The following is a 10,799-nucleotide window of genomic DNA, read 5'->3' as shown; positions in this document are numbered from 1 at the left end:
CCCTCGTTGACGCAGCCAAGGCTCCGGCCGGTCGCCTGATTGTTGATGGTGCCGCATGGCGCTGTGAAGGCACCTCGTGCACTGCCACGGGCGGTTCAGCCCAACCGGCACCGCGTGCCTGCCGCCGCGTTGTCGCCCGTATCGGCAAGGTATCGGCCTTTTCCTACAAGGGCACCGAGCTGACCGCCGAAGAACTGGCTGTTTGCAACGCTGACTGATTTGTCCCACCCAGCGCCAATAAGCTGAAAACTAAAAAGGCCGCTCCGGATGGAGCGGCCTTTCTTTTATTCCATAATCCGCAGATCAGGCCGTTTCGCCCTTCAGGCGCGCCACGAGGCGTTCACGCGGGATAAGCGGCACAATCGCACCCATATCCGGTCCGTGCGGTTGGCCCGTCAGCGCCAGACGCAGCGGCATGAACAAGCCCTTGCCCTTGGCACCCGTCTCGGCCTTCACAGCGCCGGTCCAGACAGACCAGACATCCGCACCGATTTCCTCGGGCAACAGCTTCAAGGCCGCCTCGGCAAAGGCTGCATCCTCGATGACCGGAGTGATCGGTCCGTTGATGATCGCTGCCAGTCCCTCGACATCCTTGAAGAAGTTCAGGTTTGGACGCACGATGTTCCAGAACTCTTCGCCCAGATCGACACCCATGGCGGCAAGGCGCGGTTGTGCCGTTTCATACGACATGACCTGCAAGGCCTGAGCATTCAGGCGGCCAAGATCAGCCTCGTCATAGCGAGCGGGCGAACGGCCCATCTTCGAGAAGCTGAAACCTTCACCCAGCGCCTGCATCGAAGGCGCAACTTCCAGATTGTCCGATGTACCGATCTTGCCAAGGTGGCTGGTGATCGCAATCGGCTCATAGCCGTCAGCGCGCATATCCATGATGGCCAGCGAGCCCAGACGCTTGGACAGGGCCGAACCATCGGCCCCCACCAGCAGCGGCATGTGGGCAAAGCCCGGCATCTTGGCACCCAGAGCTTCGAAAATCTCGATCTGCGCGCCGGTATTGGTAACGTGATCCTCGCCACGGATGATGTGAGTGATCTCCATGTCAATATCATCGACCACCGACGGAAGCGTGTAGAGGAACAGGCCGTCCTCGCGGATCAGGACCGGGTCCGACATTGAGGCTGTGTCCACCTCGGCATGACCACGCGCCAGATCTTCCCAGGCTACGCGCTTACCTTCAAGCTTGAAGCGCCAGTGCGGACGACGGCCTTCGGCCTCGTATGCAGCCTTCTGCTCGTCGGTCAGATTGAGGGATGCACGATCATAGATCGGCGGCATACCGCGCGACAATTGCACCTTGCGACGCAGATCCAGCTCTTCGGCTGTTTCATAGCAAGGATACAGGTGGCCCGACGCCTTCAGCTTGTCGGCTGCGGCCTCGTAACGATCAAAGCGTTTGGACTGGTTGTAACGCTCGTCCCACTCCAGACCCAGCCACTTCAGGTCGATCTCGATATTGTCTTCCGACTCCTTGGTGGAGCGAACAAGATCGGTATCGTCGATACGCAGCACGAACGAGCCGCCCTGCCCCTTGGCGAACAACCAGTTCACCAGAGCGGTGCGCACATTACCTACGTGCAGTTTACCCGTCGGCGACGGGGCGAAACGGACCTTAACGGACATGGCAGCCTTTGACCTCAAAACGAGGCGGTTTGGTCGCGCCGCCGTGAGACGAAGTCAAGGCATCAAGGCCATTATTGCCTCGACGGCATCGACAAAAAGAAAACGGCCGCCTCGATGTGAAGCGGCCGTTTGAAATCTTAGTCGTCGCGATGAACGCGCTCGCGACGCTCATGTCGCTCTTGCGCCTCGACGGACAAGGTCGCTGTCGGACGGGCTTCCAGTCGGCCAAGACCGATAGGTTCGCCTGTCTCTTCGCAATATCCGTAAGACCCGTCCTCGATACGGCGCAGCGCCTCGTCGATCTTGGAGATCAATTTGCGCTGGCGGTCACGGGTGCGGAGCTCCAGTGCACGATCGGCTTCGGAAGACGCCCGATCAACCAGATCAGGATGGTTTTCCGTTTCCGATTTGAGGTTCGTCACCGTCCCACGAGCTTCGTGGAGGATGTCTTCCTTCCACTGCAGCAGCTTGCCCTTGAAATAGGTTAGCTGCCGATCGTTCATAAACGGTTCGTCATCTGAAGGCCGGTACGTTTCCGTTTCTTGACGGATCAAGGTCGCGGTTGCGTTCATTGGCTTAACGCTCGTTTGGTCGCGCCCCCCTGTGGCGCAGTGCCGCCTATATTAAACGATTCCCTGCCGCGCAATCCCACTATTCACTCATTGATATAGCAACGCTATATAGATTGGTGGATAACTTCGCGATTCAAAACCTAAGATTGCACGATTTCGCCGGTAATTTTCGGCATCGCTGCGAAAAAACCTTAGGTTTTACGGCGACCTTCCGCCTTGGCCATTTCAACCGCAGCACGAAGATCGATCTGGTCAAGCACAGCCTTCAGGCCCGGTTCCTCATCACCATCGCGTGTCTCGCTCATGGCACGGGCCAATCCCTGAAGGCTGACCGGCGAGGTTTCTCCGCCCAAAAGCCCCAGTTTTAACTCGTCCAGCTTGTCCAGCAGGGTCGATCCACGACGTATGGCGCGACGGCGGCGCTCGGTCGGGTCTTCGATCCCCTGCAATGCCATCAGCGCAGATACACCTGCTACCCCCGCACCGGCACTGGAGGCACTGGCCGCACTTGTTGCTCCAGAACCGCCCGAGGCAGGCAGGCGGAAGCCGTCAGCGTTTTTGGACGCCGGTCTGGACGCAGAGGGGACGGCGGGGCCGCCTACACCATTCACCTTCATCAGACTTGCTCCTGATCTGACCCGCAATCTGGACCACGGGGCTGAAATCTTGGTTAACACCCCGGCACAATTTGCCGCAATGCCCACACCCGAATTTGAACCGTTATTGAAATTACTAAGCAATTTCTTCGGCATGAAGTTCGCATGGTTAACCACGAACACCTAACAGGGACGCCTGTCGTATGCAGAAGTTTCTTACCATCCTAATTGCCCCGGTAGCAGCCCTCGCCTTTATGGCCGCCGCTGCCCTGCCCTCGGACGCCCTATCACAGTCGCGCATCAAGGATGTGGCGTCGGTTGAAGGCGTGCGTACCAACCAGTTGATGGGCTATGGTCTGGTGGTCGGCCTCAACGGCACCGGCGACTCCCTTCGCAACTCACCTTTCACCCGCCAGTCGGTTGAAGGCATGATGGAGCGTCAGGGCGTCAATATTCGCGGCACCACCGCCAATACCAAGAACGTCGCCGCCGTCATCGTCACCGCCGAGCTTCCGCCCTTTGCTGTACCGGGTGGGCGTCTGGACGTCACCGTATCGGCCATGGGCGACGCAAAAAGCCTTCTGGGCGGCACACTGATGGTAACGGCTCTGCAAGGCGCTGACGGTCAGGTTTATGCCGTAGCGCAAGGCGCTGTTCAAACAGGTGCGGTATCGGCTTCGGGCGGTTCGGGCTCTTCCATCACGCGCGGTGTTCCGACCGCAGGTCGTATCTCTTCGGGCGCTGTCGTCGAGTTAGAAACAGGCTTCAATCTGCAAGACATGGACATTTTGCGCCTCGCTCTGCGCAATCCCGACTTCACCACCGCCCAGCGCGTGGCACAGGCCATCAACCAGACCTTCCCCGGCACGGCCCATGCGGAGAACGGCACCGTCATCGCCGTACGCGCACCGCAAGGACAGTCGGTCGCCGGTTTCATCAGCAGCGTCGAGAACCTGCCGGTATCTGTCGACACCCCCGCCAAGGTCGTCATCGACGAGGTCAATGGCGTGATCGTTATGGGCGAGGCCGTGCGCGTCTCTACTGTGGCGATTGCCCAAGGCAATCTGACCGTCTCGGTTCAGGAAAGCCCTATGGTCAGCCAGCCCAATCCCTTTGGTAATGGCCAGACGGTCGTAACACCGCAATCCTCGGTGACGGTCGAAGAAGAAATGGGGCGCCGGATGCAGATCGTCGGTGGCCAGACATCCCTCTCCTCGCTGGTAAACGGCCTGAATGCTCTGGGCGTCAGCCCGCGCGACATGATCTCCATCCTTCAAGCCATCAAGGCTGCAGGCGCCCTGCAAGCCGAAATCGAGGTGATCTGATGGGTACGACAGAAATCCAGCCTGGTCTGATCCGCCCGCTCGGCGGCTTTAACCCTCCCTCCAAGGGCAAAAGTCCCGAACAGATGCGCCAGATCGCGCAAGACTTCGAAGCCAGCTACCTGTCCCAGATGCTCAAACCCATGTTCGAGGGCCTCAGCACCGAAGCTCCGTTCGGTGGTGGCGCTGGCGAAGAGATGTGGCGCGGTTTTCTGGTCGAGGCTATGGCCAAGGAAACAGCCAAGGCTGGCGGTGTCGGCATGGCCGACAAGGTCATGTCGCATATGCTCAAGGCTCAGGAAGGCCTCGTATGAATTTGGATAGCGAAATGGCAGGCCTTCAGCTGCAAAAGCTGATTGGCCTGACAGAACAACTGGATGCCCGCCTGCTGAAAGAGCTGGAACTGGTGCGCAGTCACAAGGCTGCCGACATGGCACAAGGCATGGCCGAAACAGCCGAACTGGCCAACGAGTATCGCCGCGAGTCTGCCCGTCTCAAAGCCAATCCCGGTCTGGTCGCCAATGCATCGATGGAATTGAAGCAGGCTCTTATCAAGGCTACAGAACTGTTCGACGAAACGCTGGCCGTGCATTCCGAAGCCATTGAGGCCGCACGCCGTGTTTCCGAAGGACTGGTGCGTACGATTGCATCCGAAGTCGCCAGCAACCGCGCCATGGGCACAGGTTATATGGCATCCGGCCATGCCGCAGCCGGTGACGGTCGCGCCGTCGCCCTTGATCGCAAGGCTTGATTAAACGGGTGCGGTCATAATGACTTGCGTGTAAGGTGACGAAGCTTCAATTTAGAACTCGTTCTCCAGCCAAGGCTTTGATTCCACCGCATGACGCTTGCCACACGCCTTTTAGGCTTGGCCTTCGCTTCGGCAGATGCGTTGATCGAGCTGGACAAGCAAGGTGTCGTACGCTTCGCCTTGGGCGCTGGACCTGTGCCTACGGCCCCGATAGCGCAATGGGTTGGCCATCCGTTAGCCGACCGGCTTAGCCCTGAAGGCGCTGCGGCACTCAAAACTCTTATCCTGTCTTTGCCCGCGGGCCACCGCAGCCCGCCACTGGATGTTGCCATCGATTGCGGCGGCAACCATCAGCGCATGGCAAGGCTGCACGTCTTTCGACTGCCCGAACTCGCGCCGGCGGTTTCCTGCTCCTTGTCCTATACCGACAAGACCGCCTCCCTCCGCCCTGCCACGGTTCCGGCTTCAAGCTCTGATGAACTGCCCGAAGCGCAGGACATGCTGGCCAATCTCAGGTTCCGCCTTCACGACGGCACTGACAGTGACGTCCAGAAACTGGCGCTGGCCTTTGTCGATGTGGCCGGTATGGACAGCGTCCCCAGTGAACAACGCCCCGAGATTTATGCCGGCCTAAACGCCACCTTGCGGTCGATATCGCTGGATGGTCAGTCGGCGGGGCGTCTGGCCCATGACCGCTATGCCGTTGTGCATGCCCCCGATAATGGCCGCGATATTGATGCCGAAATCCGCGCCATTGGCGAGAACAAGGGCGTGCCTCTATCGTCCAAATCCGGCAACTCGCCATTGGGCAGTGATCCGGCATCGGCCCTGCGGGCTATGCGTTTTGCTATCGAAGCCTGCCTGCGCGAAGACAATCTGGAAAATCCCGAAGCGCACTTCGCCGAGGCGTTACAGCGCACGCTCAGGGACGCCGAGCGCTTCCGCAATATTGTACGTGACCGTGATTTCGAGCTTCACTATCAGCCTATTGTCGACCTGAAGACCCGCACGGTCCACCACCACGAAGCCCTGTCGCGCTTCCCGCGCTCAACCAGCCCCGGCCCCGCCATTCGCATGGCCGAAGAACTGGCTTTGATTGAGAGCTTTGACCGCACGGTTGCCGAAATGGCGATCAACCGCCTTAACCGACCGGAAAATACCCAGCTAAAAGTCGCGGTAAACGTCTCCGGCGCATCGCTGTCCAACGATTCCTACGTTTCGGCTCTGTTGGCCATGACGGCCGATACGCCGCAAACTCGCAATCGCCTTTTGATCGAGGTCACCGAAACCGCAGCACTGGCCGATATCGGATCTGCCAACCGTCGCCTGACCGCCCTCAAGAATGCCGGTGTCAGAATCTGCATTGACGATTTCGGGGTCGGCTCGGCCAGCTTTGACTATCTGCGCGGCCTGAATGCCGACATCGTCAAGATTGACGGCACTCTGGTCCGTGGCCTGACAGACAATTCGCGCCATCGCACCATGATTGCCCATCTGGTCGAACTGTGCCGGTCACTGGAAATGGTGACAGTGGCCGAGATGGTCGAAACCGAAAGCGAAGCCATCACCCTGCATTCGCTAGGCGTCACCCACGGTCAGGGCTGGCTGTTCGGCAAGGCCGAGCCAGAGCCGCGCACCCAGATCAACACCCCGCCTTCACGTCGCAAGGGCGCGATGGACAGCTGGGGTTAGGTCCCATACCTGCTCTATGCCGATCGCTTCCAGAAAACGGCGATCATGGCTGATGACCACAAGCGCTCCGTCATAATCGGCCAAGGCGGTTTCGATAGCTTCCACAGACGGGATATCCAGATGGTTCGTCGGTTCGTCCAGTAACAGATAGCGCGCCGGTTTCTCGCCTCCCAGAACGCAGGCCAGTCCTGCACGCAGGCGCTCGCCACCGGATAATTCTCCAACACGTTTCATCGCCGCCGTATTGCGAAACAGGAAGCCCGCCAAAGCGGCCTGCGCCTGTTGCGGTGTGCTGCCCGGATTTAGACGTAACCACGCATCGCGCACGGTCTCGTCCGGATGAAGAAGGCTGACATCCTGATCCAGTACCGCAGCCGGTTCCAGCACTTCTGCCAAACCTTCATCAGGCCCAATCTGTCCTGATAGCAGTGCCATCAGGGTCGATTTTCCGGCACCATTGGGTCCTGTAATAGCCAGACGAAACGGTCCGCCCAGACGCATGTCGACGGGCCCCACCAAGATCCTGCCACCGCGCCGCAGCACGGCCTGTTCCAGCCGCACAATCTCGCGCCCTGATCCCAAGCCTGTACTATTGATCCTGATATCCGGATTTCGGGTGCAAGCCACCGCGTCTTGCGCCTGTGACAAGTCGCTCTGGAGAGCATCCATCTTGCGATCCGCCAGTGTATTTTCGCGTCCGGAGCTTTGCTGGGCGATGCCTTTGCGGCGCCCGAGCAGGATTTTCGGCTGTCCACCCTGTAGTGAAGCACGCTTACCGGCACCATCGCGACGGTCGCGGGCCTCGCGCTGGCTTTGCGCTTCCTGTCTGGCGCTGTCCATGGCCCGTTTGGCCTGTGTCAGGGCCGCATCGGCCGACAGGCGTTCGGCATCACGCATAGTGCGATACAGGTCGTAATTGCCGCCATAGATGCGCGGCCCCAGAGGCGACAACTCGACGATCCGGTCTACATGCTGCAACAGGTCCCGATCATGCGAGGCCACAATCAGGCATCCTTCCCAGTCACGGACAAGCGCCATAACGGCCTCACGGCCTTCTGCATCCATGTGGTTGGTCGGCTCGTCCAGCAGGACAATGTCTGGCTGTGCCAGCTTTAATCCGGCCAGATAGACACGTGTGCGCTCTCCGCCGCTGAGGCTTGACATAGGACGGGCAGGATCAAGCCCTGTCAGACCAAGCGCCAGCAATGCCTTGTCCAGACGCGCTTCCAGACCCCAGTCTGCCCGTTCCAGATCATCCTCACCGGCAACACCTTCAAGGATGCGGTTAATCCGCGCCCATTCCTCGTCGACACCCAATGCGGTGGCGACGGACATGTCGGGAAATGCCCCTGTTTGCTGGTCCAGACGCACGACTGTCCCCGTGACGGACACATGACCGTCATCGGGCATACGCTTATGCGCGATCAGATCAAGCAGGGTCGACTTGCCGGAACCATTGGCACCGACAACCCCGATGCGCTCGGCACTGACCGTCAGATCAAGATTTTCAAATAGGCTGGAGCCGTCAGTCGTACGGGCGGCGACCGATACGAGGGTCACGCGTGCGGACACGGACGCGCTTGGCTTTAGGTTGGTTAGCATGGAACACCACGAGCATCATTGCAGACAAAACCGTTGCGGTAGCCAGTGCGATGATCATGATATTCAAGCCTCCTAAAACAATGTGGGCTGACCAAAACATGGGGGCATACGATCCGCCTTGCAAGTAGCTAAAAGTAACAACCGCACGCCAAAACGTCACAGAATGACGGGCGTCCGGTTGGGATTACAGCATTGCGTACCTATCTAGGCCCCTATGAAACCGACCCGCGCCACGCTCGACTTCGCCATCCAGACACCCGACGAACGCCGCGATGCCGAGGCTCGTCGTGCGAAATCTGTGGCACGTGTTCAGGCCGAGACAGGCATTGACGACGCCATGATTGATCGTCTGGTCGAGGGTTTTTACGAGCGTGTGCGTCTGGACCCGATGATTGGTCCCGTCTTTGCCGAACGTATTCATGACTGGGGCCCACACCTGGCCCAGATGAAACTGTTCTGGTCGTCCGTAGCCCTGCACAGCGGTGTCTATCAGGGTCGCCCCATGCCCAAACATCTACCCCTGCCGATAGATGCCCGCCATTTTGACCGCTGGCTCGAGATATTCGAGGCTGCGGCACTGGAAATCTGCGGCCCTGTCGCCGGTCCCCATTTCATTGTCCGCGCCCGTCGCATTGCCCAAAGTCTGGAACTGGGCATCGCCAATTCCAATGGCGTCCTGCTGGATCACGGCCAGCGTTTTATACGTTCCGACACAAACTGGACACCGGAAGAGGCATAAGCCCTCGACTAATGTTCAATCTTTGTTCTAGATACATCTCCTCCCTTCTGTTTGCGTGTTTGCGGCTTCCATGACCGAAAAGCATAACTTCATCCGCGTGCGTGGTGCTCGCCAGCACAACCTCAAGAATGTCGATATCGATATTCCACGTGAGCAGCTGGTGGTGATGACCGGCCTGTCCGGCTCGGGCAAATCCTCGCTGGCGTTCGACACCATCTATGCCGAAGGTCAGCGTCGCTACGTCGAGAGCCTCTCGGCCTATGCACGCCAGTTTCTGGAACTGATGGGCAAGCCGGATGTGGATCTGATCGAAGGCCTGTCTCCGGCCATTTCGATCGAGCAAAAGACCACATCGAAAAACCCACGCTCGACCGTAGGAACGGTCACGGAAATCCACGACTATATGCGTCTGTTGTGGGCGCGTGTGGGTATCCCCTATTCGCCCGTTACCGGCCTACCGATCGAAAGCCAGACCATCAGCCAGATGGTCGACAAGCTGGTCGCTCTGCCCGAGGGCGAACGCATCATGTTGCTGGCCCCCGTCGTGCGCGGCCGCAAGGGCGAGTACAAAAAGGAAATCGCCGAGTGGCAGCGACAGGGCTTCCAGCGACTGAAGATTGATGGCGAGCTTTATGCCATCGAGGATGCCCCTGCCCTCGACAAGAAGTTCAAGCACGACATCGACATCGTGGTGGACCGCATCGTCACCAAGGACGGCCTTGAGGGCCGGTATGCCGACAGCTTGCAAACAGCGCTGGGACTGGCCGACGGTCTGGCGGTCGCTGAGTGGCTGAAACCGGCCGAAGGTGAGACCGAAACACGCACCCTGATATTTTCAGAACGGTTCGCCTGTCCGGTATCGGGTTTCACCATTACCGAGATCGAGCCGCGCCTGTTCTCGTTCAACAACCCGTTCGGGGCATGTCCCAAATGCGACGGCTTGGGCGTGAAACTGGCTTTTGATGCCGATCTGGTCGTGCCGGATCGCGACAAGACCCTGCATGCCGGTGCCATTGCGCCGTGGTCGCGCGGGCAGTCGCCGCTCTATACCCAGACGCTACAGGCGCTCTCGCTTCACTACGGCTTCTCGATGGACAAGCCATGGCGCGAGCTTCCGGCCAGTGCCCATAAAACCATTCTACAGGGCACCGGCAGCGAGAAGATCAAATTCGTCTATGACGACAATGCTCGCAAATACGAAGTTTCCAAGCCGTTTGAAGGCATTATGCCGAACCTCGAGCGCCGCTGGCGCGAGACGGATTCTGCTTGGGTGCGCGAGGAACTGGGCCGCTATCAATCCGAAACCCCATGCGATGCCTGTGGCGGCAAGCGCCTGAAACCCGAAGCTCTGGCCGTTAAGGTCGGGACGGCAGATATTGCCGAGATATCGGAACTCTCGATCTCCAAGGCCTTCCTGTGGTTCTCCACGTTGGAAGACAGCCTGACCGAAAAACAAATGACGATTGCGCGGCGCATCTTGAAAGAGATCACCGACCGTCTGCGCTTCTTGAATAATGTCGGCCTTGAATATCTGAACATGTCGCGCGCCTCCGGCACGCTGTCGGGTGGCGAGAGCCAGCGTATCCGGCTGGCCAGCCAGATCGGATCAGGCCTGACAGGTGTGCTTTATGTGCTCGACGAACCGTCTATCGGCCTGCACCAGCGCGATAATACCCGCCTGCTGGAAAGCTTGCAGGGCCTGCGCGATCTCGGCAACTCGGTGCTGGTGGTCGAACACGACGAAGAAGCCATCCTCACAGCCGACTACGTCATTGATATGGGCCCCGGCGCAGGCGCGCATGGCGGTATGGTCCGTGCCGAGGGCACGCCTGAACAGGTCATGGCCAATCCGGACAGCCTTACGGGGCAATATCTGACGGGAACACG

Annotated in this window: 11 protein-coding genes; 7 read left to right on the top strand and 4 right to left on the bottom strand. The window is 59.2% G+C overall.

The window, feature by feature from the left end:
* Positions 1-218, top strand: a 218-nt coding sequence (locus RSB01_RS11700; protein WP_332625511.1) for a hypothetical protein, incomplete at its 5' end; no start/stop codon positions are given.
* Positions 219-303: 85 nt separating this feature from the next.
* Here the strand turns inward: RSB01_RS11700 and gltX are convergent.
* The 3 genes from gltX to RSB01_RS11685 all read right to left on the bottom strand — a co-directional run bounded on the left by gltX (position 304) and on the right by RSB01_RS11685 (position 2,827).
* Positions 304-1,638, bottom strand: a complete 1,335-nt coding sequence (gene gltX, locus RSB01_RS11695; protein WP_332620385.1) for a glutamate--tRNA ligase — start codon at positions 1,636-1,638, stop codon at positions 304-306.
* A 137-nt stretch (positions 1,639-1,775) separates the two neighbouring features.
* Positions 1,776-2,210: an RNA polymerase-binding protein DksA gene (dksA, locus tag RSB01_RS11690; RefSeq protein ID WP_332592161.1), complete on the bottom strand. Its 435-nt coding sequence runs from the start codon at positions 2,208-2,210 to the stop codon at positions 1,776-1,778.
* A 191-nt stretch (positions 2,211-2,401) separates the two neighbouring features.
* Positions 2,402-2,827 (bottom strand): flagellar assembly protein FliX, encoded by a 426-nt coding sequence (locus tag RSB01_RS11685; RefSeq protein ID WP_332620384.1) that lies wholly within the window; start codon positions 2,825-2,827, stop codon positions 2,402-2,404.
* Positions 2,828-3,009: 182 nt separating this feature from the next.
* Here RSB01_RS11685 and RSB01_RS11680 point away from each other — a divergent pair, with 182 nt between their 5' ends.
* The 4 genes from RSB01_RS11680 to RSB01_RS11665 all read left to right on the top strand — a co-directional run bounded on the left by RSB01_RS11680 (position 3,010) and on the right by RSB01_RS11665 (position 6,571).
* Entirely contained in the window at positions 3,010-4,131 is a 1,122-nt protein-coding gene (locus RSB01_RS11680) for a flagellar basal body P-ring protein FlgI (protein ID WP_332591848.1), read from the top strand.
* Positions 4,131-4,442: a rod-binding protein gene (locus RSB01_RS11675; protein ID WP_332591849.1), complete on the top strand. Its 312-nt coding sequence runs from the start codon at positions 4,131-4,133 to the stop codon at positions 4,440-4,442. The genes RSB01_RS11680 and RSB01_RS11675 overlap by 1 nt, the downstream gene beginning before the upstream one ends.
* Positions 4,439-4,879, top strand: a complete 441-nt coding sequence (locus RSB01_RS11670) for a flagellar basal-body protein FlbY (protein WP_332591850.1) — start codon at positions 4,439-4,441, stop codon at positions 4,877-4,879. Before RSB01_RS11675 ends, RSB01_RS11670 begins: the two co-directional genes overlap by 4 nt.
* A gap of 90 nt (positions 4,880-4,969) precedes the next feature.
* On the top strand, positions 4,970-6,571 hold the full coding sequence (locus tag RSB01_RS11665; protein ID WP_332591851.1) for an EAL domain-containing protein: 1,602 nt from the start codon (positions 4,970-4,972) through the stop codon (positions 6,569-6,571).
* Here RSB01_RS11665 and RSB01_RS11660 read toward each other — a convergent pair.
* A complete protein-coding gene (locus RSB01_RS11660; RefSeq protein ID WP_332625510.1) occupies positions 6,536-8,143 on the bottom strand; it encodes an ABC-F family ATP-binding cassette domain-containing protein in 1,608 nt (535 codons plus the stop codon). The two genes, RSB01_RS11665 and RSB01_RS11660, sit on opposite strands and share 36 nt — an antisense overlap.
* A 244-nt stretch (positions 8,144-8,387) precedes the next feature.
* On the opposite strand from RSB01_RS11660, the gene RSB01_RS11655 reads away from it, so the two are divergent.
* Together RSB01_RS11655 and uvrA are read left to right on the top strand one after the other, a co-directional pair.
* Positions 8,388-8,912: a group III truncated hemoglobin gene (locus tag RSB01_RS11655; RefSeq protein WP_332590747.1), complete on the top strand. Its 525-nt coding sequence runs from the start codon at positions 8,388-8,390 to the stop codon at positions 8,910-8,912.
* A 70-nt stretch (positions 8,913-8,982) separates the two neighbouring features.
* On the top strand, positions 8,983-10,799 hold a 1,817-nt coding region (uvrA, locus tag RSB01_RS11650), incomplete at its 3' end, for an excinuclease ABC subunit UvrA (protein ID WP_332625509.1).

The organism is Brevundimonas sp. (assembly GCF_036659295.1).
Classification (GTDB): domain Bacteria; phylum Pseudomonadota; class Alphaproteobacteria; order Caulobacterales; family Caulobacteraceae; genus Brevundimonas.
This window is presented reverse-complemented; position numbering and strand designations above follow the sequence as displayed.

Coding starts and splice junctions, on each gene's coding strand:
- RSB01_RS11685 (WP_332620384.1), bottom strand. CDS start 2,827: ATGAAGGTGAATGGTGTAGGCGGCCCCGCCGTCCCCTCTGCGTCCAGA.
- gltX (WP_332620385.1), bottom strand. CDS start 1,638: ATGTCCGTTAAGGTCCGTTTCGCCCCGTCGCCGACGGGTAAACTGCAC.
- RSB01_RS11680 (WP_332591848.1), top strand. CDS start 3,010: ATGCAGAAGTTTCTTACCATCCTAATTGCCCCGGTAGCAGCCCTCGCC.
- RSB01_RS11670 (WP_332591850.1), top strand. CDS start 4,439: ATGAATTTGGATAGCGAAATGGCAGGCCTTCAGCTGCAAAAGCTGATT.
- RSB01_RS11675 (WP_332591849.1), top strand. CDS start 4,131: ATGGGTACGACAGAAATCCAGCCTGGTCTGATCCGCCCGCTCGGCGGC.
- dksA (WP_332592161.1), bottom strand. CDS start 2,210: ATGAACGCAACCGCGACCTTGATCCGTCAAGAAACGGAAACGTACCGG.
- RSB01_RS11665 (WP_332591851.1), top strand. CDS start 4,970: ATGACGCTTGCCACACGCCTTTTAGGCTTGGCCTTCGCTTCGGCAGAT.
- RSB01_RS11655 (WP_332590747.1), top strand. CDS start 8,388: ATGAAACCGACCCGCGCCACGCTCGACTTCGCCATCCAGACACCCGAC.